The 24,011-nt window shown below is 49.3% G+C and carries 19 protein-coding genes; 8 read left to right on the top strand and 11 right to left on the bottom strand.

The annotated features are described in order from the left end of the window. Positions 1-3: 3 nt before the first annotated feature. From G8768_RS14185 to G8768_RS14165, 5 genes are read right to left on the bottom strand one after another with little or no spacing between them, the layout of a single operon-like run. Complete coding sequence (locus tag G8768_RS14185) at positions 4-837, bottom strand: amidohydrolase family protein (RefSeq protein ID WP_166845608.1); 834 nt, start codon at positions 835-837, stop codon at positions 4-6. Positions 838-865: 28 nt separating this feature from the next. Beyond that, positions 866-1,891 (bottom strand): aldo/keto reductase, encoded by a 1,026-nt coding sequence (locus tag G8768_RS14180; RefSeq protein ID WP_166845610.1) that lies wholly within the window; start codon positions 1,889-1,891, stop codon positions 866-868. Positions 1,892-1,904: 13 nt separating this feature from the next. Next, the gene (locus tag G8768_RS14175) at positions 1,905-3,164 is read right to left on the bottom strand and encodes a fumarylacetoacetate hydrolase family protein (protein ID WP_208020181.1); all 1,260 of its coding nucleotides are present in this window, start codon (positions 3,162-3,164) and stop codon (positions 1,905-1,907) included. Between the two features lie 12 nt (positions 3,165-3,176). Beyond that, the gene (locus G8768_RS14170) at positions 3,177-4,760 is read right to left on the bottom strand and encodes an aldehyde dehydrogenase (NADP(+)) (protein WP_166845612.1); all 1,584 of its coding nucleotides are present in this window, start codon (positions 4,758-4,760) and stop codon (positions 3,177-3,179) included. A gap of 8 nt (positions 4,761-4,768) precedes the next feature. Further along, on the bottom strand, positions 4,769-5,920 hold the full coding sequence (locus tag G8768_RS14165) for an alpha-hydroxy acid oxidase (RefSeq protein WP_166845614.1): 1,152 nt from the start codon (positions 5,918-5,920) through the stop codon (positions 4,769-4,771). Between the two features lie 228 nt (positions 5,921-6,148). On the opposite strand from G8768_RS14165, the gene G8768_RS14160 reads away from it, so the two are divergent. Next, positions 6,149-6,937: an IclR family transcriptional regulator gene (locus tag G8768_RS14160; protein ID WP_166845616.1), complete on the top strand. Its 789-nt coding sequence runs from the start codon at positions 6,149-6,151 to the stop codon at positions 6,935-6,937. Positions 6,938-7,064: 127 nt separating this feature from the next. Here G8768_RS14160 and G8768_RS14155 read toward each other — a convergent pair whose 3' ends face one another. Genes G8768_RS14155 through G8768_RS14135 form a run of 5 tightly spaced genes read right to left on the bottom strand, consistent with a single transcriptional unit; the run spans position 7,065 to position 12,858 of the window. After that, positions 7,065-7,961, bottom strand: coding sequence for an SMP-30/gluconolactonase/LRE family protein (locus tag G8768_RS14155; RefSeq protein WP_166845618.1), 897 nt, complete (start codon positions 7,959-7,961; stop codon positions 7,065-7,067). A 2-nt stretch (positions 7,962-7,963) separates the two neighbouring features. Then, entirely contained in the window at positions 7,964-9,526 is a 1,563-nt protein-coding gene (locus tag G8768_RS14150) for a sodium/sugar symporter (RefSeq protein ID WP_166845620.1), read from the bottom strand. Between the two features lie 18 nt (positions 9,527-9,544). Next, positions 9,545-10,156 (bottom strand): 2-dehydro-3-deoxy-6-phosphogalactonate aldolase, encoded by a 612-nt coding sequence (locus G8768_RS14145; protein ID WP_166845622.1) that lies wholly within the window; start codon positions 10,154-10,156, stop codon positions 9,545-9,547. A gap of 6 nt (positions 10,157-10,162) precedes the next feature. Next, a complete protein-coding gene (locus G8768_RS14140; protein WP_166845624.1) occupies positions 10,163-11,104 on the bottom strand; it encodes a 2-dehydro-3-deoxygalactonokinase in 942 nt (313 codons plus the stop codon). Continuing rightward, positions 11,104-12,858: an IlvD/Edd family dehydratase gene (locus G8768_RS14135; protein WP_243749500.1), complete on the bottom strand. Its 1,755-nt coding sequence runs from the start codon at positions 12,856-12,858 to the stop codon at positions 11,104-11,106. The genes G8768_RS14140 and G8768_RS14135 overlap by 1 nt, the downstream gene beginning before the upstream one ends. Before the next feature lie 360 nt (positions 12,859-13,218). Here G8768_RS14135 and G8768_RS14130 point away from each other — a divergent pair, with 360 nt between their 5' ends. The 7 genes from G8768_RS14130 to G8768_RS14100 all read left to right on the top strand — a co-directional run bounded on the left by G8768_RS14130 (position 13,219) and on the right by G8768_RS14100 (position 21,988). Then, a complete protein-coding gene (locus G8768_RS14130; protein WP_166845626.1) occupies positions 13,219-13,911 on the top strand; it encodes a FadR/GntR family transcriptional regulator in 693 nt (230 codons plus the stop codon). A 157-nt stretch (positions 13,912-14,068) separates the two neighbouring features. Next, positions 14,069-14,893: an SDR family NAD(P)-dependent oxidoreductase gene (locus G8768_RS14125; RefSeq protein WP_166845628.1), complete on the top strand. Its 825-nt coding sequence runs from the start codon at positions 14,069-14,071 to the stop codon at positions 14,891-14,893. A gap of 141 nt (positions 14,894-15,034) precedes the next feature. Further along, positions 15,035-16,102, top strand: coding sequence for an aldose epimerase family protein (locus tag G8768_RS14120; protein WP_208020180.1), 1,068 nt, complete (start codon positions 15,035-15,037; stop codon positions 16,100-16,102). Between the two features lie 48 nt (positions 16,103-16,150). Further along, on the top strand, positions 16,151-17,152 hold the full coding sequence (locus tag G8768_RS14115; RefSeq protein ID WP_166845632.1) for a glycoside hydrolase family 43 protein: 1,002 nt from the start codon (positions 16,151-16,153) through the stop codon (positions 17,150-17,152). 249 nt (positions 17,153-17,401) lie between these two features. Further along, positions 17,402-17,980 carry an RNA polymerase sigma factor gene (locus tag G8768_RS14110; protein WP_166845634.1) on the top strand — a complete coding sequence of 193 codons (579 nt, stop codon included), beginning with the start codon at positions 17,402-17,404 and terminating at the stop codon, positions 17,978-17,980. Then, entirely contained in the window at positions 17,977-19,014 is a 1,038-nt protein-coding gene (locus G8768_RS14105; RefSeq protein ID WP_166845636.1) for a FecR family protein, read from the top strand. Before G8768_RS14110 ends, G8768_RS14105 begins: the two co-directional genes overlap by 4 nt. A 199-nt stretch (positions 19,015-19,213) precedes the next feature. Next, positions 19,214-21,988 carry a TonB-dependent receptor gene (locus tag G8768_RS14100; RefSeq protein ID WP_166845638.1) on the top strand — a complete coding sequence of 925 codons (2,775 nt, stop codon included), beginning with the start codon at positions 19,214-19,216 and terminating at the stop codon, positions 21,986-21,988. 299 nt (positions 21,989-22,287) lie between these two features. Here the strand turns inward: G8768_RS14100 and G8768_RS14095 are convergent, their stop codons facing one another. Then, positions 22,288-23,979, bottom strand: a complete 1,692-nt coding sequence (locus G8768_RS14095; protein WP_166845640.1) for a CehA/McbA family metallohydrolase domain-containing protein — start codon at positions 23,977-23,979, stop codon at positions 22,288-22,290. Between the last annotated feature and the right edge of the window lie 32 nt (positions 23,980-24,011).

Raw genomic sequence — 24,011 nt, 5'->3', positions numbered from 1 at the left:
GAATTAATCATCTTGCAATTGGTAAAATTGTGCGGCGTTTTCGCCCATAATTTGTCGTTGTTGCTGTTCGCTTAACGGCGCGATAAAGTTTTCCACCATATCGAGCCACGCAATATAATCAGAGGCCAAATTCAAAACCGGCCAATCACTCCCCCACAGCAGCCGTTCTGCACCAAAACTCTTCAGCAGTTGTTGCATATACGGCGCAAGTTGCTCTGTGCTAGTGCTTTCGCCAGCTTCGGTAAGCAGTCCGGATAATTTGCAGAAGACTTGGGGATGCTGTGCCAGTGCGTCTATGTCTCTGGCCCACTGCGTAATTTCACCTTTGTGGATTTCGGGCTTAGCACCATGATCAATCACCACGGGGAGTGTTGGGTGACGTTCGATAAATTCCTTTAGTGGAGATAAATGTTGCGGTAGTACCAGAGCGTCAAAGCACAGTTTGTGTTCGAGCAGAGCCTCTACCGCTGGCGTCAAGCAGTCTTTGAGTATCCACTGTGGATCGTCAATATCCTGAATCATCGGTCGTATGGATTTCAGGTAAGGGTTCTGTGCCAGTTCGGCAATTGTTTCAGCGGCATTGGGGGCCGCCATATCAACCCAGCCGACAACCGCTGCGATGAAGTCATACTTCTGGGCCAGTTCTAAAAGAAAACGGGTTTCTTCCAGGGTGGGCGCTGCCTGGACCAATACCGTTTTATCGATATTGGCTGTTTGTAGATACGAGGCTAGATCGCGTGGTAAAAAATCTCGATAAATGACATCGAGCTCCGGGGTCAGCCAGCCATAATCACCACGGCTCAGTTGCCAAAAGTGTTGGTGGGCATCAATACGCATATGAAATCCTTTAAAACTCTTTTGGCCGTTAGCTGTCGCAGGGCAGCGGCGTGGCTTCTTCCACTAATTGTCGTTGTCGCAGGGTTTGCCAAAATTCATTTGGAATGTCATGGCTGAACAAATCCAGGGTCTGCTGAATTCGACGTTCATTGCTCATACCCGGGATAACTGAAACCACCGCAGGGTGTGCCAGAGGAAATTGCAGTGCCGCGGCTGCGAGTGGAAGCTCGAATTCTTCACAGAGTTGTTCGAGTTTGCGTACTTTTTCAATGACCGTTTCTGGAGCAGGGCCATAGTCGTAATACAAGGTGCCTTTGGTTTTTGTACCCGTCGCCAAAATGCCAGAGTTATAGGCACCACCAACGATAATGGAACAATTACGCTGTTCGCATTTCGGTAGAAAACTGTGCAGAGATTCTTGTTCCAGCAAGGTGTAACGACCGGCCAGCAAAAAGCAGTCCCAATCTCCGTGTTCCAGAGCCGCTTCACAGACCTGGTATTCGTTAACGCCCAGACCGATTGCAGAAACCAAGCCCTGGCTTCGCAGCTCGTCCATGGCTTTGTATCCACCGGACATGGCTTCTTTAAAATACGCTTCGTTAGCGTCGCCATGCGTTACTTCCCCAATATCGTGCATATAGAGAATATCAATACGGTCCAGCCCTAAACGCTGAATGCTGTCCTCGAACGAACGCATAATGCCGTCGTAACTGTAGTCGTAATGAATATCGAATGGCATTGGTGAGTGATAGCAGTGCCGCTCTTTTGCGTATCCGGCGGGTTTGAGCAGGCGTCCCACTTTGGTCGATAGGAGGTAGTCTTGCCCCAAATGAGGACGCAGTACATCACCAAGGCGTCGCTCACTTAAACCCTGCCCATAGTGAGGGGCGGTATCAAAATAGCGAAAGCCCGCGTTCCAGGCCTGGCTTAATACGGCTTCCGCATCCCGATTTTCGACCTGCTGATACAGATTACCCAGGGGTGCACAGCCAAAGCCGAGGCTGTCCATTTGGATATGGGTGTTACCCAGAGAACGTTGTTGAAACTGGCTCATAATTTTCCGTCTCTTATCTTGATTGGGCTTGTTGTGAATTCTGTGCCATTAAAAATTGCAGAAAATCACTGATGCCATAGTTCCATTCCGGAATTTCGTGGCAGTAGTTGACCCAGTTAACGAGCTTGCCCAGTTGAGGCGAGGATATTTCCACTCGGTCGCCGACCTTATGAGTAAAGCCCATTCCGGCTTCGCCTCGATCTTCGGTGGGCGCGAACATGGTGCCTAACATAATGGCAATGCCGTCAGGGTACTGGTGAGAGCGGTTACAGACCTGTTTGATTATGCTGTCTACACTGCGGCTGATCTCAGACATGATATTAGCACCTGAACTGTGAAAGCCGTCTTCTCCGGTGATGCTGAGCTTCACCTTGGTACGCGCGGCATCTTCCAGCTGGTAGCTGTCATCAAACAAGCGAAACATGGGGCCGATGGGGCAGGTGCCGTTTTGATCTTTCGCCTTGCCGAGCAGCAGTGAACTGCGACCCTCGTAATCGCGAAGGTTCACATCGTTCGCGAGTGCAGCACCCAAAAAGTCACCCTGGGGAGAAACCAAAAACGCAACTTCAGGCTCAGGGTTGTTCCAATGGCTGGTTGCCAGCACGCCCAGCTGGGCTCCGCAGGGAATGGCCGACATGGCTTGAGACTTGGTGAACACTTCAACATCCGGCCCGATGCCAACTTCCAGGTAGGGCGACCAGATATCTTGCTCAATCAGTTTTTCTTTCAGTCGTTGGGATTTTTCACTGCCGGGTTCAATATCTTTCAGGCTGTCGCCAATCACATCGTGAACCGCTGCGCGAATGGCTTCCGCCTTTGCAGGATCGCCCAGTGCTTTTTCTTCGATAACCCGCTCCATTAAACTGGCCGCGAAGGTGACGCCGCAAGCTTTAATGGCTTGAATATCGTTGGGTGCCAACAAACAAGGGTATTGTGCATTGCGGATATCAGCAGGCACTTTATAAAACACACTGTTATCCAATAATTCATGCAAGCTGCAAATGATTTTGCCCTTGGCCTGTTGCACGGCCTCGGCGGGTTTGGGATGCTTTGCAACATCCGCCATGCTGAGAAAATGCTGTGATAACTCAACAATTTCAGCATCGCGCACAGTAATGATGTGTGGTCCGGCAATGCCACTGGGCGAAAAACTTTCCGGTAGCCAGGCTCTGCCTATCCAGGTGCCTTCACGGCATTCATTCGGTAGGCAATCACGTAGCGAATACCCGGTGACGGTTGAGTAGTCTGCCAGAGGATAATGTAATGCGTTCATATCATGCTCCGTTTATTGTGTGATTGCGGCTTGGCTTGGCTGGCCGTTTAGCTGACGCCAGATATTGAGAGGGTTGGCGTTCTGCAAAGCAGCTGGTAACAACGAGTCGGGGCAATTCTGAAAGGCATGACGACTGGTGAATCGAAAAATAGCCGCTGCACCAACACTGGTGGTGGCAGGTGCCGAAGATGCCGGGTAGGGGCCACCGTGCTGCATGGAAGGGCATACCTCCACACCTGTGGGGTAGCCATTAAACAACACTCTGCCGGCGACTTTGCTGAGCTGTTCCAGTAAGGGCTTTAGTTCGGGCTGATCATAGGCCTGGGTGTGAATGGTCGCGGTGAGATTGCCTTCCATTGCTTCGGCGACGTCTTGCATTTCCTTGATGTTCTGACATTCAACAAGCAGCGATACCGGCCCAAAAATCTCTTCCAGAAGTTCAGGCTTGGCAATAAAATTTTTGGCAGATACTTTCATCAGGGAGTTCTCGGGTTGCAGAGGGTTTTCTGCACCAGCACCGCCTGTTAACAATTCAATGTCCTGGTCTTCACAGCGCGTAGCAACGGATTGTTTAAACGCATTGGCAATGCCGGGGTTGAGCATATGCCCTCGCGCTTGTTGAGCGAGATGCTTTGAGGTTTGTTCAGCGAAGTCACCCGCCAAGGTTACAATCAGGCCGGGTGAGGTACAAAACTGACCTGCGCCCATTGCAATAGAGGCTGCGAGGCCCGCCGCTACCGAATCACTATTGTTCTGTAAAACATCGGGCATAATAAATACCGGATTGATGCTGCCCATCTCGGCATACACTGGAATCGGTTCGGGGCGTTTGGCAGCGATGTCCATCAGGGCTCGCCCTCCGGCGACTGAGCCGGTGAAACCTACGGCCTTAACGCTCGGGTGAGCAACAAGATCGCCACCCAACTGGTGGCCATCCCCTTGAAGTAAAGCAAACGTTCCGCTCGGGAAATCGCAGCTGCGAATCGCTTTATCCATGGCTTGCGCAAACAGTGTTGAGGTCGCGGGGTGACTCGGGTGGCCTTTCACAATGATGGGGTTGCCCGCTGCCAAAGCAGCGGCGCTGTCGCCACCGAGGCTGCCAAACGCAAACGGAAAGTTTGAGGCCCCAAACACGGCGACAGGACCAAGCGCCGTCAGTTGACTGCGAATGTCGGGTTTGGGCAGTGGTTGACGATCTGCAATGGCGGTATCAATACTTGCCTGAACCCAGGAGCCATCCTGAACCAGTTCGGCAAAGGCTCTGATCTGCCCGCACGTGCGTCCGCGTTCACCTTGCAAACGGGCTTCAGGTAATCCGCTTTCGGCCATGCCCGTGGCGATCAGTTGTTCGCCCAGATTTTCAATTTCTGTGGCGAGTGTCTGTAAAAATTCAGCGATCTGCTGGCCACTTTTTTTCGCCAGTACGGGGGCGGCTGATTGGGCGGCATGGGCGGCTTTTTGCAGTTCTTCTGTGCCGCAACTACCGCAACTAGCCAGTGCTAGATTATTTACCGGGTCCCAGGCATGAAATGAATTGCCGGCGCCTGCCAAAAAGTTGCCAGCAATGTAAGAAGACGTGTCGGAGGATATTGTCATAATGATCTCTATTCGTTAACCAAATGCTTGGGTAATTCCGATGGCTTGGGGCAACCGAGCTGTTTAAGAACCTGCTCCAGTTGAAGCTCCAGGCTATTAATTGTGTGATAGGCACCTTTCGGCCCTAGGGCCCCAACGCCGTATACAAAAGGACGACCGAGGAACGTAAAATCCGCACCACAAGCCAGGGCGGAAGCAATATTGCTGCCTGAACGCAGCCCGCTGTCCATCAGTATTTTTATCTTGTGGCCGTATTGGCGGGCGGCATCTTGCAGGGGTTTAACCGGCGATTCTCCCGGGTCGAGCTGGCGTGCGCCGTGATTGGACATCACAACGCCATCTGCGCCGAGTTCGACAGCGGCAGCGACATCATCCAGATTGATGAGGCCCTTGATCACCAAGGGGCCTTGCCAGGAATCGCGAATGGGCTTTAAACCCTCCAGATCAACACGTCCCATCACTGTTTTGTTCATAAATGCCGCCAGTTCGTCACTGGGCATATCAGCGGGCATGTAAGGTTTAAGGGTTTGCATCTGTGGTTGGCCTGCCAAAGCGGTATGGAATAACCAATTGGGGCGCGAGAGCATTTGTGCGATGTTACGCAAGGTCATTTTAGGCGGCATAGCCAAACCGTTACGGATATCTCGAGGGCGATAACCGAAGGTGGGGACATCAACTGTCACGACCAGCACCGGATACTGAGCCGCCTTAATTCGTTGCAGCAAATCCTGGCGAATTTCCGCATCGGTAGGGTTGTATAGCTGAAACCAGGCTCGACCTTCGGAAATCTCGGCTATGCGCTCAAGGCTTGCGGAAGATACTGTGCTGAGAACATAAGGAATGTTTTTATCGGCAGCGGCCTTAGCGAGGATCTCAGGGGCCTGGGGCCACATCAATCCCTGTAGACCAATCGGGGCGATACCGAAAGGAGCGCTGTAGCGCTGGCCAAACAACTCAGTTTGAAGTTCTGAACCGGCAAAGGGTTTCAGCAGTTGGCTACGCAGCTGCACGGCCTGAATATCGCTGCGATTACGGCGCAGGCCTATCTCTTCATTGCAGCCACCTTCCAAATAATCGAAGGCGAAAGCCGGAATTCGTTTTCTGGCTTTGGCTTTTAGGCTGGCGGTATCCGGGTAGCGGTGGTCGTAAAAATCTAGCATCTCAAATCAGGGCTTGGAAATATCATTATGGGTCAAGCTTATTGGACTATGAGTCATAAATCAAATATAAAAATAAAATTCAAATATGAAATATGAGGGTGAATGTCCCGTTTATATAGGAAAAATCAGGGTATAATGAGTGCCCGGAGTAAAATGATTGCTAAAGTCGACACCCTTGGATAAGGTTTGGGGTGATATGACTCAACACGGAGTGAGAGAGGGAAAAGATTGGCTGAGACAAAAACTAACCGTAAAACGCAGTATTCGGCACCGGCTCTTGAAAAGGGTTTGGATATTCTCGAACTGTTGTCACTTGAGTCTGATGGCTTGAATGTGAGTGAAATTGCCCAGCGCTTGCAGCGTTCTGTTGGCGAATTGTTCCGTATGTTGGTGGTGCTTGAGCAGCGCGGCTATGTCAGCAATTTACCCAGTTCAGACAAGTACATTCTGAGCTTGAAAATGTTCAATCTCTCGCATCGTTTCCCTCCGGTGAAGCGCCTGACTTCAGCGGCTTCGGCTGTGATGAAACGGCTGTCGATGAAAATTGAGCAGTCCTGTCATCTGGTGATCTACTACGAGGGCAAAGGGCATGTGGTGGTGCAACAGGATTCGCCGTCCGAGCGGATGTTCAGTGTGAGACTGGGTGCGGAAGCGCCGCTGATCAATACCTGTTCCGGTCATTTGCTGTTGGCTTACGCCGATCTTGATGAGCGCAATGCCATGCTGGAAAAAATTCCCAGCCATCATAAAAAATCCACCAAGAAAGCCTTAAAGGAAATGATCGCGACCGTATTGGACCAAGGCTATGAGAGTATTTCCAGTGGCCAGGCTCAAGGTGTTCAGGATATTGGATACCCGGTGTTTGATTACACTGGCCGTATCGCAGCCGCGTTGGTGATGCCTTACTTAACTCATATCGATGGCTCCAACAATACCAGTTTTGAACAGGCACAAAAATCGGTAGCTGCAGCAGCAGAAGATATCTCTGTCGCTCTGGGATACGAGATTGCTGGCTAAGCAAAGTGGGTACTATTGAATGCGCAATTTCTTTGAAGGGTGCATTTTCTTGTAAGAAAAAAAGCCATACACATCAGAGTATGGCGAAGAGAGTCTCACAGGGGACCGTAATGAGACTCATAGCGAGTCATTGAGAGCGTAGGGCTTTCAGTCTGAAGCGGTGGCTGAGCTGGCCTTGGCTGCTGCTTTTAAATACAAACAGATCTCCGGCTCCCTGTTCCTGATTTAACTGCTGATTGTTGAGCCCATCGTGTGCCGATGTGGCAAAAATAAGATCCATATTTGGCCCACCAAAACACAAGCAAGTCATCTGGCTGACCGGGCACTGGCGTTCCAGTAATATTTTTCCGTCCCGGTTGTAGGCCAGCAGCTTGCCAGTCCCCCATTGAGCGTTCCAGAGAATGCCGTCCTTATCGGTAACGGAACCGTCCGGGCTGGCGCCTTCTTCGGTGCTGACAATCTGCCGGGGATTTGTCAGTTGCCCCTTATCCAGATCAAAACGATGAATACTGCGTTTTACGGAGTCGGCGAAATAGAACTCTGTGTTATCCGGGCTCGTGCAGATGCCGTTAGAAATATCAATTCTTGAAAAATGCTGAATTAATTCGCCGTTGCTTTCCAGGCTGTACAAACTGGCGCCTTCAGTGAAGTTTTTATGATTAGCTTCAATCATTGCACCACACCAGAAGCGGCCATCGCCATCCATTCGGCCATCGTTGAGGCGGATACCACTGCCTTTGTCGAATAAGCGATGCAACCAGTCCACTTCTCCGGTTTGCCAGTTGTACGATGCAAAACCGGTTTCAAATGCCGCGATAAAAACGGCCTCTTCCTCGGTGAATGCAAAGGCACATAGACGCTCGGGAGTTTCAAAACACTGCAATTTTTTGCCTGGCCAGCTAAGCCGATACAGTGTACTTTCCTGAATATCAGTCCACCACAAGCATTGCTGTTGTTCGCACCAGAGCACACATTCACCGAGTGTGTTGGCAACAACGATTTGGTCGATTGCGGAAATATTCATACTTACCACCATGTGGAATACAAGGCCGCCAGAACGAGTATCACGGCGATGGCGGCAATATTAAAGCTGCGTTCTGTACGGAAGTTAATATCGCTCAGCACGACAGCTTTTGCTGATGCTGCCTGGGATGACATCAGGGAGATAACAACGGCAATTCCTGTGCACGCAATGAAGACCAGACCAACACGATCCATAAAGGGCAGTTCCGGCCAGAACAGGCGAGCTGCCAATGAGAGCACAAAAGAAGCAATCGCCGCTGCGAGTGCTGCTTTGGCAGTGGTTTTGCGCCAGAACATACCCAATAAAAACAATACCACAATGCCGGGTGTGAAAAAGCCGGTGAATTCCTGGATAAACTGAAAGGCCTGGCCGAAGTTTCCGAGCAGGGGTTTGGCAATAATCATCGCGATTGTAATGGAACTCAGGGCAACCATTCGACCAATGTTCACCAGCTTGGTGTTTGAAGTTTGTGGCCGAAAATGGCGATAGATATCCATTGTGAAAATCGTGGATATGGAATTCATCATTGAACCCAGAGACGAAAGGATAGCCGCAATCAGAGCGGCGAACACCAAGCCTTTGAGGCCAGCAGGAACCAGTTTGATCATCTCTGGATAGGCCTGATCAGGTGAGGACAGACCTGGGCTGAGAACCACCGCAGCGATACCGGGTACCACTACAATCAAGGGCATAAGAAGTTTCAAAAATGCTGCGAGAATAATGCCTTTTTGCGCTTCTTGTGTATTCTCCGCAGCCAATGCTCGTTGAATGATGTACTGATTAAAACCCCAATAAGAGAGGTTCATAATCCACATGCCTCCAATGAGTACGGAGATTCCAGGCAGGTCTTTGTAAAAGGGATTCTCCGGGGAGAGAATCATGTCAAACTTCTCAGGCAGTTGCTGGCTGAGGTTTACAAAACCTGCCCAGGCACCGGCGCCATCGGCAACTTTATCCAAGGCCAGATAACTGATCATCAAGCCACCGAACACCAATAGAACAACCTGTACGATATCGGTAAGCGCGATCGCTTTTAAGCCTCCGTAAAGAGAGTAAAGGGTTGCAAGAATGCCCAAAATTAACAAGCCATACACCAAATCCAGACCGGTCACCGTGTTAATGGCGAGAGAGCCCAGCCAGAGAATGGCGGTCAGATTTACGACGACGTACAGGGCCAGCCAAAATACCGCCATGACCATTCTCACCGAGTGATCGTAACGTTGTTCCAGAAACTGCGGCATGGTGTATATGCCACGCTCCAGAAAAATAGGTAGGAAGTATTTGCCAACAATGATCAGTGTCAGGGCAGACATCCATTCGTAAGATGCAATGGCCAGGCCCAGGGCATAACCAGAGCCCGACATTCCAATAATTTGCTCGGCGGAAATGTTCGCTGCAATGAGTGATGCGCCGACAGCCCACCAGGGTAAGGATTTGCTGGCGAGAAAATAATCGTCAGCGTTTTTTTCATGGCCGTCCTTTTCTCGCGAGACCCATTGAGCGAGACCGACGATGAACAGGGCGTATAGGCCGATTATGGCAAGATCAATAGCGGCTAGGTTCATGCTAAAACATTCCTGTTGTTATTTTTTAAGTTGTTGGAATCGTTTCGCCTTGGCGATGAGTTTATCAAGTGCGATGCCGGGTTTGTAGAGATCACTGCCAATACCCAATCCATCCGCACCCGCACTAAACCAATCTCCAGCATTGTCGGGAGTGGCACCCCCTACGGCTAACAGTTTTGCGTCATTAGGCAAAATAGAACGTAGAGCTTTTACGTGGCCCAGTCCGTAGCTGGCTGCGGGAAACAGTTTCAGGTAGCGGGCGCCGGCGTAGTAAGCCTCATAGGCTTCACTGGCTGTGGCGAAACCCGGCATGGACACCATATTCAATTCCAATGATTTTTTAATCACCTCTGTGTTGACATTCGGAGACACAATTAAACGACCACCGACGGCATAAACTTCCTCTACTTGTTCAACATGAGTGACAGTTCCTGCACCACATAAACATTTATCCCCGAGCGCATCACACAGTCGACGAATACTTTCGATCGGCTCGGGGGAATTCAGAGGTACTTCGATAATTCGAAAGCCCTGCTCATATAGGGCGCTTGCCAACTCGACAATTTCGTCGGGGGTCACGCCGCGTAAAATGGCAACTTGTGGAAGTGGATCTTGATGAATGCTGTACATTTGAAATTACGACTCCGGAAGTAGTGAATACATAAGCTGTAACCCAGATAGCACTGCGGCTTCTCCGGAGTGGTGTTGGCAATCCAACTGATAGATCTCGACGGCTTTTTTGTAGCGCAGACTGAGATGATCGTCACCAATAATATGAAGGGTTTTTGGTGTGTGCTGATGGCCCAGAGCGCCTTGAACATCGGCTCCAATGATCAAACCCGACAGATAACTGCTGGCATCGTCGGGGCTAAATTCACCACTGAGCTGGCGGCTGCGAGTTTCAAATAACTGCTGTAATAAACCGTGTTGGTGATGCTTTTTCGCTTGCATTAACCCTTGTTCAAAGGCTCTCGCATCGTGCCCTTGCTCATGCTTGCTCTCGCGACAGAGGATGCTGTGATTGCTCAATACATCATAAAGCTCACCCGCCAGGGCGGTATTGAAGTGATGAACTTTTCCATGTCTGATGGTTGCCCATTTATTATGGGTGCCGGGTAGACAAAACAGTTGCTCTGATTGACTGAGTCGAGAGTGTAATGCCAGCAGGCCAAATATTTGGATCTCCTCTCCGCGCATCACATCCGGGGCATTCTGCGCGTTAATACAACTTAGGCCTGGAAGGATATGAATACGATGTTGATTCCACTCAAAGATCTTGCACAAATTCAACAGATCGTCCGGGCCGACAGGGCACACGACATAGGGTACTTCATGCCAGCCAATGCTGGAGCCAATCATGCCCGCGAGAATAATTGGAATGGGCCCATACTGTTCCCGCCAGCTGGCGGTCAATTGGCTCAAACATTGTTCGGCTTCACCCGGTTTAAGCTCGGCAATGCCTGGGCCGTTTCTTTTATCGAGATAAGCTTGTTCAGCGTCGTCGTTTTGCAAATCGACCAGAAACAGGCGCAGATTGCTGGTCCCCCAGTCGCCGGCAATGAAATAACGGGCAGACATTAATGGGACTCCCGCTCAACAATGGAACCGCTGCTGCCAACCAGAAAATCCAGATCGGCTCCTTGATCGGCTTGCTGCACGTGGTCGATGTATAATTTGTAGTAGCCGCGAGTGTATTTGCCGGCTTCCTGAGGTGCGAAAGATTCCGCGCGTTTGGCCAGTTCCTCGTCGCTGACCATCAAATTAAGGCTGCGTTGATCGCCTTTGAACTCGATGATGTCTCCGTTTTTAACCAGCGCAAGAGGACCGCCCGCTTCAGATTCCGGAGACACATGCAAAATCACCGTGCCAAAAGCGGTTCCGCTCATACGAGCATCTGAGATGCGCACCATATCCTCTACGCCCTGTTCCAGCAGTTTTGCCGGTAAGGGCATATTGCCGACTTCAGGCATGCCTGGATAACCTTTGGGGCCGCAACCTTTTAACACCAGGATGGAGTTTTTATCGACATCCAAATCAGGATCGTCAATGCGTGCTTTAAAATCTTCGATGTTTTCAAATACAACTGCTTTGCCCGTGTGATTGAGCAGTTCAGGGCTGGCCGCATTAGGTTTGATAACGGCGCCACCCGGACAGAGATTGCCACTGAGTTTCCAGGTTCCGGAAACGGGTTTTACAGGATTATCACGCGTGCGAATTACTTCGCGGTTAAAGCACTCGTTTTTTTCCAGATCGGTACCTAAGGGTTCGCCAGTTATGGTGTTGGCATCCAGGTGCAATATATCTTGCAGGTCATTGATCAGGGCGGGCACACCGCCGGCATAATTAAAGTCTTCCATCAGGTATTGGCCTGAGGGTTGAATATCCACAAGCAGAGGAACGTCGCGACTCAGTTCGTCGAAGTCTTGAAGATTCAGCTCAACCCCCAAACGTCCAGCCAATGCTTGCAGGTGGATCACGGAGTTTGTTGAGCCGCCAATCGCGGCGTGAATACGAATCGCGTTTTCAAAACTTTTGCGATCCAAAATTGTGGATAGGCGGCGATCTTTTTTGACCATATCAACAATGACGCGGCCGGAATGGTGAGACATGGATCTCCTGGCAGCAGCAACACCGGGAAAAGTGGCGTTGCCAGGCAAGGACATGCCCATAGCCTCCATTAAGCAAGCAAATGTAGAGGCGCTGCCCATGGTCATGCAGGTTCCCGGGCTACGCGACATGCCATTCTCGGCAGCAATAAATTGATCCATGCTCATGCGGCCTGCGCGTACCGCCTCGCTGAATTTCCAGACATCGGTTCCCGAACCGATATCTTCACCACGAAATTTTCCGTTGAGCATTGGCCCGGAAGAAATGACCAGAGTTGGTAGATCAACACTGGCTGCGCCCATGAGTTGACCGGGGGTTGTTTTGTCGCAACCACCCAGTAAGACAACACCGTCGATAGGGTTCCCGCGAATGGATTCTTCGACTTCCATCGCCAGCAAGTTGCGAAACAACATTGCGGTTGGTCGCATTTGGGTTTCACCGAGACTCATGGCCGGGAATTCCAACGGCAATCCACCGGCCTCCCAAACACCGCGTTTTACATATTCTGCAATGTCGCGGAGGTGTGAATTGCAGGGCGTGATTTCCGACCAGGTATTACAAATCCCAATGACCGGGCGGCCGTCGAAGGCGTCATCCGGATAGCCCTGTGATTTCATCCAGCTGCGGTGAATAAATCCATCTTTATCGAGTTTTCCATAGCTGTGGTGGCTACGTAGTGCTTTGTCTTTATGATCGCCCATTGCTTTGCGAGTTACCTTATACATAGAGGAGTCGATAATTATGAATAATATTATAAATCATTCAATAAATAATTTGTATGATAAATGAGATATTGACTTTTGAGCTGAACGTAACGGCGGCTTAAATGATGATTTGGGGGCTTAGGTGGGCATTTGGGAAGAGAGTAATTCAGTGGCCCGCAAGAGCTTCGACAGAATTCATGCCGGGAAATGCGTGGTAAAAACAGGTGGAGGTGTCTCGCCAGAGGCACGATAGGCTCATATTCCACAACGGGGTTGGCTTATAGTGCCGGTGCAGCTCCGAAGGGCGCTTGTATCGATACTTCAAGCAATTATAATATAAATCTTTAATGTCAAAGATCGATATTGGGACGCCGCTGTAATATGGACAAGAACCGCAATTTAACCCAGCAAATGGTTTACGATTTAGGGAAGTCTATTGTCAGTGGTCAATACGGTGTTGGTGATGGTTTGCCTTCCGAAGCGGAGCTGTGTGAAAACTTTGGCGTGAGTCGCAGCGCCACGCGTGAGGCGGTTAAAATGCTGACTGCGAAAGGGCTGTTATCCTCCCGACCTCGGCAGGGCATTCGGGTTATGCCGGAAGCTCAGTGGAATATGTTCGATCGTGATGTACTTGATTGGATTCTCAGCAGCAAGCCCTCATTGCAACTATTGCGCGAGTTTACCCAGATGCGCTTGGCCATCGAACCTGAGGCGGCAGCGCTGGTCGCGGATCTCGGGCAGGAAGCGCCCCTGATTTCAGCTGCTCTGGAGCGTATGGAAGATGCAGAAGCCGGTTTGGATGACGCTCTGGAATCGGATATCGATTTTCACATCAGTGTATTGCTGTCGAGCCGAAATCGCTTTTTAATGCAGTTTAAGCCTTTTGTTGAAACCGCATTGCGGGTGAGCATACGTTATACCAATCAAATCAAGGGGGTTAGCATTGCTGATATCTCCGCCCACCGAAAAATCTATCAGGCCATCAAATCCGGCGATGCTAATCTGGCCCGACGCCGCACGCGCGCCATTATCAATGAAGTGCTCGAGCTTATTGATAACAATTTGGACGAATAACTGATTCCTTAGGCAGTTCAGGCCTCTATTTTTCACGTTTAAGGCCAATCGCCCCCAAGATTGTTGAGCCCACGGCTTGAAAGTCCAATTTTTCAATTATATTATAAATAATCTAAAAGCAAGTGGGCTGCTCAAGCAGCTTGATTATGGAGAAAGAATGAGCCAGGCCACAGAACTTGATTTTGACAGCGCAGAGCTATTACAGGCGGATTCCCATTACCGTTGGCCCAGTTATGCTGATCTAAAAGGCAAAAAGGTTTTTATCACCGGGGGTGGTTCGGGCATTGGTGCTTATTTCGTGACGGCGTTTATCGCGCAAGGCGCTGACGTCGGTTTTGTTTCCCTGAGTCAAGATCCAGCCAATAAACTTTGTGACGGTGTTGAGCAGAAATACGGCCGCAGACCTTTTTATCAGGCTTGTGATATTCGCGATGTAGATGCCTTAAAAGCTGCAATGGCTGCTTTTATCGAACATCATGGGGCGATTGATATCCTGATCAATAATGCCGCTCGTGATACCCGCCACGACGTTGAGAGCCTTCAAGCGGATCAGTGGGATGACGCGATGAATACCAATCTCCGGCCTCATTACTTCAGTGCGCAAGCAGCGGTGCCCGGAATGAGAGCGCGTGGTGCTGGCAGTGTTATCAATGTGGGTTCCAATTCCTTCAATTTGGGTTTGGGCGGATATCCAGCTTATGTTGCCAGCAAAGGCGGCATTGTTGGGCTTAGCCGAGCTCTGGCAACCGAGTTGGGGCCTGACAATATTCGAGTGAATGCACTCATCCCTGGTTGGGTGATGACCAAGCGACAAAAAGAACTCTGGGTAACACCAGAGGCTTTGGAAGAATGCCTGGCTCAGCAATCGATTAAGGATACCATTTCCGGTGAAGATATTGCTGAGGCCGCTTTGTTCCTGGCGTCTTCAGCATCACGGATGATCACCGGCCAAGAAATCATCGTCGATGGCGGCCGAGCCTAGTGCCTGAAAAACATTTCACATTATGGGTTCGCAGAGCGCTTAAAGTCAGCAAGCGAAGAGAAGATGCCGGAATTAAAACTCATGAAAAAAACACTGTGCGTATTGATAATCTTACTGAGCCATTCAGTGGAGGCGAAAACCATGCCGACCATTAAGCAAAGTGTATTTGGGCATTTGGACGGTGGCCGCGAAGTCCAGTTATATACCTTGGACAATGGCCGGGGAATGTCTGTGGAGATCATGAACCTCGGCGCAGTGATTGTGAGTTTAAAGGTTCCGGATAGCGCCGGAAAAATTGACGATATCGTATTGGGTTTCGATACTCCTCAGCAATATCTCACGGACTCGCCGTATTTTGGTGCAATTGTTGGACGCTATGCGAATCGAATCGCGAAAGGAAGCTTCACCCTTAATGGTAAACAATACCGTTTGTATACAAACAACGGCGAAAACCACTTGCACGGGGGCAAAATCGGCTTTGACAAACGTTTATGGCAAGCCGAAAGCGTTAGCGACAAGAAAGGTGTGGGACTCAAGCTAAGCTTGTTCAGCAAAGATGGGGACGAAGGGTATCCGGGAAATTTAAAGCTAAGTGTGCTTTATCGTTTGGATCAGGATAATCGTCTCAGCGTTGAATATTGGGCCAGCTCTGATGCCGACACTGTGCTCAATGTCAGCCAGCACAGTTATTTTAATCTTGAGGGGCATGACGCGGGTAATATCGGAAGTCATCGCTTAATGCTCAATGCCGATCACTATACCCCCGTGAACGATCAGTTGATTCCCAGTGGTGAGATCGCAGCGGTTGACGATACACCGATGGACTTCCGTATTCTGAAGCCCATCGCTAATGGCATTAACAGTCAGTTCCAGCAGATTCTCTATGGCAAAGGCTATGACCACAATTGGGTGCTGAATAGACGCGCCGAGTCTGGTGAACTCGAATTGGCCGCTCATGTGATTGCCGCCGAATCAGGGCGGCAGTTGAAAGTTTACACGGATCAACCCGGTGTGCAGTTTTACGCGGGCAACTTTCTGGACGGCAGCATCAAAGGTAAAGGGGATGTGAGCTATCAATATCGGGGCGGCTTTTGCCTGGAGACTCAGCATTTCCCCGATAGCCCGAATCAAGCCAATTTCCCTTCAACGGTATTGAAGGCCGGAGAAGACTTCTACAGTCAAACCGTGTTCGAGTTTTCATCTCAATAATGTTTACGTATTCAGGCGCTTAAGCCTCGACCTGAAAGGGTGTGGAATGTGAAGGTAGATAAATTATTTTTATCACTATGGGTTTTGGCAACGGCGAGTGTCATGGTGTGTGAGAGCGGACAGGCGGCGCTGTCGGAGGTGAAAGCTCAGCAAACGCATTTGTTTTTCTTCTTTCGAGACAATGGCCAGGATGGCGTGTATCTGGCCGCCAGTCGCGACGGGCTTAAATATTGCCCACTGAACAAGGATGAGCCGATCTTTAAGGCGCCGGCCTCCATGGGCGATGGATTAACCCGAGATCCTTCTGTGGTGTTAGGACCAGACAATCAATTTCATATGGTTTGGACAACAGGTTGGTGGGAAAAGGATAATTTCGGAATAGCTCATTCAGAAAACCTACTGGATTGGCAAGGAGTGAGTTCGGTGCCGGTTATGGCACAAGAAACCAGCACGCTGAATGCCTGGGCGCCGGAAATTTTTTATGATGATCTTAATCAAGATTATCAAGTGGTATTTGCCTCGACAGTACGAGATAAATTTCCTGACGGCAGCAGTGAAAATGCCCCGGATAAAAAAGGCCTTGATCATCGACAGTACATGGTGAGCACTAAAGATTTTAAGCAGTGGTCCGAGAGTCATCTGTTTTTTGATAAGGGGCACAGCGTTATTGATGCCATGATTGCGAAGGTCGTTGATGGTCGATACGCCATGGTCATTAAAGATGAAACCTTTAAGCCGGTGGCCCGAAAATACCTGCAACTGTATTTTTCAGATTCTCCCAAAGGGCCCTGGAGCGAGCCAACAGAAGACATTTCCCCGAAAGGCCTATGGGTGGAAGGGGCCTCTCTCAACAAAATTGGCGAGGAATGGCTTTTGTATTTTGATGCTTACGACAACAAAAGCTACGGTGCTTTGAAGTCGACAGATCTGCGCAATTGGCAAGACATTTCTCAACAAACCTCCTTTCCGAGCGGGATTCGGCACGGTACGGTGCTAACCGTTCCGTCTGAACGTATCACTCATTTATTAGAGGGCTTTGATTGCCAATAGACCTCTATAGGCATAAGGCTTACGGGTAGCCAAACAGGCGAATCATTCTCATTCGCCTGTTTCCATTTCTGGCTTGGATGTTCACGGCATCTTCTATACTTCTGCGACATACTTTGTGGCCTGGTTCAGAATAGAAGCCCTCTATTGACCCGCTTAGGGACAAAAAACGCCTATTGTTGAAATTTAACTGGGGGAAATTTCGACAAGATTCGTCGTATCAGGTTGACGGAAAGATTTAAGGCAATATTCATGTCACTAAACGATCGATATACAGAAATATACCTGTCCATTCGTGAGCAACTATTGCGGGTCGTGTCCCGCATTGCTCCACCTAAGGATATTGAAGATATTGTGCAGGAAACCTATGTGCGCTTGTGCCAGGTTAAGTGTAAGGATGATATCCAGGCTCCTCAGTCGTTTATGTTCAAGACTGCTAAAAATCTGGCCCTGGACCACATCAAGCGGGCCGAGTCGAGATTGGCGTTAAGCATGGAAGAAGAGGAGGTCTTCCAGCAATTGCAGAACAGCCAGCACAGCCAAACAGACCGCACTTATGAACAAGCGGCGTCGGAAGAAGAATTTGCTTTGTTTTGTGAAGCGACCCGGCGTCTGCCGGTCCAATGCCGCAAGGCGTTTATATTGAAAAAAGTATACGGCCACTCACAAAAAGAAATAGCGAAAGAGCTGGGTTTGAGTGAAAGCACGGTGGAAAAACACATTGCACTGGGCATACAGCGTTGTGCCCAATTTATGGACATTAAAACGGGGCAGCAAAGGCGGGTGGATAGGAAGTCTACCCAGATACAAGGCAAAGGGGGTCAGCTATGAGCAAGGTACGACAGATCAATACGCTGGACGCATGCTATGCCGAGGCCAGTCTGTGGTTGAGTCGCATCGACCGAGGTTTGACCGCCAGGGAGCATGAAGAGCTACAGTTGTGGTTGGACCAAGGGCCAGAAAACCTCCCAACGTTTCTCAAACTGGCTAGATTATGGGATAAGGTTGATGTGCTCAGTCGCCTTTCCGATCTGTTCCCCGAAGATCAACCTAAGGCCAGGGCCTCTTGGTATGGCCCAGCGTTGGCCGCGACGGTAATGATGCTTGCGTTGTTGGGGGTGTGGCAATTTACTCTGCTGAGTTCGCCGATAGAAAATGCTCCGGCCGTGGCGAGTGCCGAGGCCAAAAATGTATATGAAACCGCTGTGGGGGAGCATTCCAAGGTTCGGCTCAGCGACGGTTCTGAATTAGTGCTCAATACCAACAGCCGCATTCAGGTGATGTTTTCCAAAAAGCGTCGCCTTTTGAAACTTGAGCGGGGGGAAGTTCACATTCAGGTGGCACATGATACGGCCAGACCGCTCATGGTGATGGCGGGAGATCAATTGGTGCAAGCTGTTGGGACTGCTTTCAATATCGAACTAAACAGCGAGCAAAAAGTAGAGCTGATGGTTACTGAGGGCAAGGTTCTGGTCGGTGTACACACTCCGCAGACATTAAAACCTGGGTTGGAGCCTGAAGTGTTACAGGCGAATGAAGCAGTCGCTGTTTCTCAGGGGGAATTGCTGTTATCAGATAACCGGGAAACGGTTAAAAAAATTAAGACCGATGAAATCAATGTAAAACTGTCCTGGCAGAAAGGTAACCTGATTTTCCGTGGTGAGTCCTTATCCGATGCGGTTGCGGAGGTGAGTCGTTATACTCCAGTTGAGTTTGTCTTCCTGGACGAGGATCTTAAAAAGATTCGAGTCGCGGGTCTGTTTAAAGCGGGTGATGTAGAGGGTTTACTGGCCACGCTGCAAAAGAACTTTAACATCAGTTATCAGATGCAGGATCAACAGGTGCTACTCGGAGGAAAGCTATAGCAGGGAAGTGCGCACAGCCTGGCAGGATTTATGTGTTATCAATATTAGAATAAGAAATGAAATATAAATGCTAAAATTTTTATGGCGGAAAATAAATGCCGAGTCGTCAACTTCTTGTGCGAGCGATAAACGTTCGTGCGAGGGGCGAGGTAAGGCATATTTTATTACTGTCATAGCAATACTGCTGTTGAAATTACCCATGGCAGCAAACGCCAAAAATACCGTCTTCTTCGATATCCCTCAGCAAGCAGCTGATCTCGCGTTGATCCAGTTTGCCGAGCAGGCCAATTTAACCTTGTTTGTACCCTTCGATAAATTGCAGGGGCTGCGCAGTAATAAATTGGTTGGTGATTATCCGGTCGAAGAAGCAATATCAATTCTTCTCTCCAATACGGGTTTGTCGGGCAAGGTGGATAAGGGGGGTCAGCTATCCATAACAAGCACAACCCCACCCATTGGGAGAGAATCAATGTATAAGAAAAATAAACTTTCGGCGGCTATTTTTGCGTTAATTGGCGCCGCCTTCAGCGGTGGTAATGCCCTGGCGCAAGACGCGTCTACCGATCCGTCAGATGACAGCTTACTGGAAGAAATTGTTGTTACCGGTAACAACAATTCCGACGGTATGCGAAAGCAAGATGTTAGCTATTCCATCACAACTTTAAACCCGGATGCCATTGCCGAGCGCGCGCCACGAACCTTACCTGATCTGTTAAAAGCAGTCCCTGGCTTATCGGTCGAAAGCGGCGGTGGCCATGGCAGTTCGGATGTCCGTGCTCGCGGTATTCCTCTCGATGGCTTCGAATCGCTCAACCTTTATGAAGATGGCTTACCGGTTTTGCATGATCCTGCGATTGGTTGGCTCAATGGCGATCAGTTCTTGCGCCACGATGTCACTATTGCTGGGGTCGAAGCCGTGCGCGGTGGCCCGAGCGCAATTTACGCCACCAATTCCCCGGCGGGTTATATCAACTTTTTGACTCAAACCGGAACAGAAACATCGGAAGGCTTGATAAAAACCACCGTGAGTGATTATGGAACTCGCCGATTGGATTTTTCTTATACTGGTCCTCTGAGTGACGATTGGTTTATCGCCGTTGGCGGTCACTACAATGTTGACGATGGTATTCGTGATACGCAATTTAAAGCAAACAAGGGTGGCCAGATCCGATTGAAATTGTCCAAGGAATTCGAGCAGGGTCGTTTTGATATCGGCTTACGCCGTTTGGACGACAATACCCATTTCCAATCGGGGATTCCCCTGGCTCAAAACGGCAACAGCATTGGTGATGTCGTAGGTTTTGATTCCAATTACGATACGCAAAGTGGATTGGATTTTGCCCAGGTCAATTTGAAAGGCAAAGATGGTGAGGTAACCGAGTATCGTCATGATCGCGGCACGACGATGGAGATCACTCAACTGACGTTTAACTTTGAGTATGAGTTTGAAAACGGCATTTATTTGACCAACAAAAGCCGCTATACCGATGCCTTTGTTCGTCGTGAAAACAGCTTCCTCTGGGGTAACCCGGAACTGGGCAGCGATTACATGAATAATAACCGCGACAGATTGCTGGCCGCATTCCCAACGGCAGTGGATGTTGAGCTTCGCTACTCAAGTGACGGCAGCTTGTTCACCCCAACAAGCAACGGCAATGGTTTGGTAACGCCCATGGGTATCCCTTCGGTGACTATGCCCCATGAAGAGTTTGTGAACGACTTCCGCTTGAGTAAAGAATTTGAGATTGGGGGCAGTACTCACAACGTAGGTCTGGGTTTTTACAGCATGTACACCCAGTCTAATCGTTTGACTCGCCCGGGCTTTTTGTTGTTGGATGTGCAAAATAATTCTCGCCGTCTGGATCTGCATGCGGTTGATGCAGAAGGTAATGTCGTAGGTTCGCTCACCGACAATGGTGTTATCGGGCACGGTGCTTGGTACACCAACTACAGCACGGATTTGGACGCGTACGCAATCTACGCCTCGGATGAGTGGCAGGTAACGGATAGTTTGCGTATCGATTTCGGTTTGCGCCATGAGGAAATCTCAGCAAGTGGTAGCAAAGAGCAATCGGAAACCTTCGATCTGGGTGACCCGACGACGCTGGCCGACGATGCTGTGGCATTAGGTAATGGTAAGTTCGATACTATTGATCACACAGTTTCCGGAACCAGCTGGTCGATTGGTGCCAATTATGACATCAATGAAAATAACGGTGTGTTTGCTCGACTGACCAAAAACTTCACTTTGCCGAGTAATATTGACAATACCTCGCCGGTATCCCAACCTCGAAATGATATTGATCAAGCCGAGTTTGGTTACAAATATTCAGGTGAAACGCTCGGCGTATTTGCCACCTTGTTTTACAACAACTTCCAGGATCTGGGCCTGGGTGACCGAAGCTTTGATGACAATGGAAACCTGGTAGAGCTGTTGGCATTCACCGATGCAGAAACAACCGGATTGGAGCTGGAGGCCAAATGGCAACCTGTGGATTTGTTTGATGTAGCGGTAACAGCAACCTTGCAAAATGCAGAGTATGCCAATGCTCGTTTGTTCGACAAATCGACTGGCCAACAAAGTCCTTTGAGCCCGGCTACGGTTGGATTCACCATTGAGGGTAATCAGCCTCGTCGTTTGGCCAACACCATCGTCAGTATTCGTCCAGGTATGAACTTGTTTGACGATAAGGTTCGAATTCACGCCGAATATGAATACACTGGTAAACGCTATGCGGATGACGCCAATACCGCAGAGCTGCCGGATTTCTTCCAGTTGAGCCTCGGTGCGATCTGGTACGTGAATGAGAGTCTTACCGCAAATATTAATATTCAGAACCTGACAAATGAAAGTGGTCTGGTTCAAGGTGCGCCGATTGTTGGCTTGTTACAAGCTCAGGAAAGTCAGGGTTACTTTACTGGCCGTCCTATTTTCGGCCGAAACATTGTTGCCTCTTTCTCCTTGGCTTTCTAAAGTGGTTTAACCTGGGTCATCACTCTCCGGGTGGTTCAGGTTGAATTTCTGTGTGTCTGTAGCCACTCTTCGGAGTGGTTTTTTTGTGCCCGCCTATGAGTGCATGACAAAGTTGCTGTTAACCGTTTGGCGCAGGAAGAATTTTAGAAAATGGGCTTGAGGGAAAGGAGTTGAGAAAAAGTGGATTTGTAAGAGGAGGTCTTGCAAGGCAGATTTTTGATAGAAGGGAGTTGGCTCCCCAAAGAATAAAGCTTGGAAAAACTCGGGCCCACCAGAATGGCAAGCCCGATAGAAGATGATCACTTTAAATAGGTTGGATTGGTATAGGCATGAGCGTAATTGTTATTGCCTTCCACATAAACAATAAGCCACTTCTTACCTGACAGATCCAGGTTCAGGGTTTCTTCATACTCAAGAACGTCTGCAATGGACTTTTCATGAATCAACTCGCCGTCTGCAATAATCATTAACTTATGAAGTGGTTTATGTGAAACCGCATGAATATGAACCTTGTCTTCGCCAGTTGTCTTGGCGGTTTCACCCGGAATGGCGCCTGCAACTTTTGTGAACAGCAATGGACCGCTGCTGATAAAACTGTGGTCAATGTTCTCTGTCAGCGCTTTGGTGCTGAGTTCTCCTCCCGTATAGATATAGGTTCTTGGCGAACCGGGCAGAAGAGCAATTTCCTCCAGCGCATACTCGATATAGTCGATATGAGGATACATTAATCCAGCTTCAACACTGCCTGTTAAGGTGTAAACAAGCTTTGCTGGCATATAGGGGAGAAAGCCTCCGAATAAGCCTTTGATGCCTTCAACAAGTTCGGTAAATCTGGCACGATCACCTGCGGCGCTGGCGTCATGGGTGTCACTGGACCCAAGGGAAGGAAATTGAACCCCGGTGTTCAACAGACGATACCATTCATGAAACGTGCGCTCATAAGCTTCAAACGGTTGAATTTCTTCGGAACCGAAATAGTACATGGTGCGTAAAAAGCCGGAGCCGCCGTTCCAGGTCTCCGTTGCATCAAAGGCCAGAATTCTGTCCTGGTTTTTAACCCAGTCAAAATCCACATCCATGAACGAATCGCCACGTTTTTCACCAAAGGCTTCGTACGCACGAGTGCCGCCGCCTGGGTGATTAATTTGAGAAAACTGAGCATACTGATCCAGATCACTGATGATTCTGTCGAGAGCCTGTTTTTTCAAATCCATGTGTTCATGAGCATGAGGAGATGAGTGATCAATATGAATATGATCGCCGTGCTCATCCTTCGGTTCCCAGGCAATCATATGACCGATGGTTGTAGAAATTTCATCGCCACCAACGGAAAGATACTGATGTTCTTCACTGGACTGCAATTTTATCGATTGTAGAAACTCCTTTGCCACTTTGTTTTGACCGACCTCATTGTGATCGGTTTGTACCGAATAATGCAGCCCGACGGCAGCGTTGCTGATAAGCAGGTCGGGTATTGGATCAGCACCATCGACATAGGCAGAATGTTGATGAGGATCACCGGCAAACCAACCTAACTCAGACATATTCAGTAATTCGTACAACGATACATCCAGAGCCAACGATTGCTCTGCGCTCACAGATAGAGGTTGCAAGAAGTATTCATATTCAGGCCCCTTGTATATCAGAATCTGGTAATCACCGGGAGGGGGATTCAGTTCGAAGCGACCGTCAATATCAGTGTAGCTTTGGGCCACAATATCCAGTTTTCGTGGGGTTCTTTGCGCGTTGTAAAGGCGTATCAAGGCTGGAACAGCGCGGCCCTTATTGGTTTTTACCTGACCAACAATAGAGGCTTCCTGAGCTTTACTTTTGGGGACAGATTTAACTTCAAGGGTGCTCTTGAAGTTCTGAGAATAGACAGGCGTGATCTCTTCAAATGTGAGTTTGGGGATCACAATGAAAAACACGAGAAACAACACGCCCAGCACGGCGGCAAAAGTTGTTAACGAGCAAAGAATTTTATTCTTCATAGCTGAAAGTATACCTGTGTTTGGGCTCGATA

This window comes from Pseudoteredinibacter isoporae (genome assembly GCF_011602085.1).
In the GTDB taxonomy this organism is placed as follows: Bacteria; Pseudomonadota; Gammaproteobacteria; order Pseudomonadales; family Cellvibrionaceae; genus Pseudoteredinibacter; species Pseudoteredinibacter isoporae.
Note: the sequence above shows the minus strand (reverse complement) of the source record. Positions and strands in the feature narration are given on the sequence as shown.

What these genes read in the sequence shown, in the direction of transcription:
- G8768_RS14185 (WP_166845608.1), bottom strand. Translation starts at nt 837, where the DNA reads ATGCGTATTGATGCCCACCAACACTTTTGGCAACTGAGCCGTGGTGAT.
- G8768_RS14180 (WP_166845610.1), bottom strand. Translation starts at nt 1,891, where the DNA reads ATGAGCCAGTTTCAACAACGTTCTCTGGGTAACACCCATATCCAAATG.
- G8768_RS14175 (WP_208020181.1), bottom strand. Translation starts at nt 3,164, where the DNA reads ATGAACGCATTACATTATCCTCTGGCAGACTACTCAACCGTCACCGGG.
- G8768_RS14170 (WP_166845612.1), bottom strand. Translation starts at nt 4,760, where the DNA reads ATGACAATATCCTCCGACACGTCTTCTTACATTGCTGGCAACTTTTTG.
- G8768_RS14165 (WP_166845614.1), bottom strand. Translation starts at nt 5,920, where the DNA reads ATGCTAGATTTTTACGACCACCGCTACCCGGATACCGCCAGCCTAAAA.
- G8768_RS14155 (WP_166845618.1), bottom strand. Translation starts at nt 7,961, where the DNA reads ATGAATATTTCCGCAATCGACCAAATCGTTGTTGCCAACACACTCGGT.
- G8768_RS14150 (WP_166845620.1), bottom strand. Translation starts at nt 9,526, where the DNA reads ATGAACCTAGCCGCTATTGATCTTGCCATAATCGGCCTATACGCCCTG.
- G8768_RS14145 (WP_166845622.1), bottom strand. Translation starts at nt 10,156, where the DNA reads ATGTACAGCATTCATCAAGATCCACTTCCACAAGTTGCCATTTTACGC.
- G8768_RS14140 (WP_166845624.1), bottom strand. Translation starts at nt 11,104, where the DNA reads ATGTCTGCCCGTTATTTCATTGCCGGCGACTGGGGGACCAGCAATCTG.
- G8768_RS14135 (WP_243749500.1), bottom strand. Translation starts at nt 12,858, where the DNA reads ATGTATAAGGTAACTCGCAAAGCAATGGGCGATCATAAAGACAAAGCA.
- G8768_RS14130 (WP_166845626.1), top strand. Translation starts at nt 13,219, where the DNA reads ATGGACAAGAACCGCAATTTAACCCAGCAAATGGTTTACGATTTAGGG.
- G8768_RS14125 (WP_166845628.1), top strand. Translation starts at nt 14,069, where the DNA reads ATGAGCCAGGCCACAGAACTTGATTTTGACAGCGCAGAGCTATTACAG.
- G8768_RS14120 (WP_208020180.1), top strand. Translation starts at nt 15,035, where the DNA reads ATGCCGACCATTAAGCAAAGTGTATTTGGGCATTTGGACGGTGGCCGC.
- G8768_RS14110 (WP_166845634.1), top strand. Translation starts at nt 17,402, where the DNA reads ATGTCACTAAACGATCGATATACAGAAATATACCTGTCCATTCGTGAG.
- G8768_RS14105 (WP_166845636.1), top strand. Translation starts at nt 17,977, where the DNA reads ATGAGCAAGGTACGACAGATCAATACGCTGGACGCATGCTATGCCGAG.
- G8768_RS14100 (WP_166845638.1), top strand. Translation starts at nt 19,214, where the DNA reads ATGGCAGCAAACGCCAAAAATACCGTCTTCTTCGATATCCCTCAGCAA.
- G8768_RS14095 (WP_166845640.1), bottom strand. Translation starts at nt 23,979, where the DNA reads ATGAAGAATAAAATTCTTTGCTCGTTAACAACTTTTGCCGCCGTGCTG.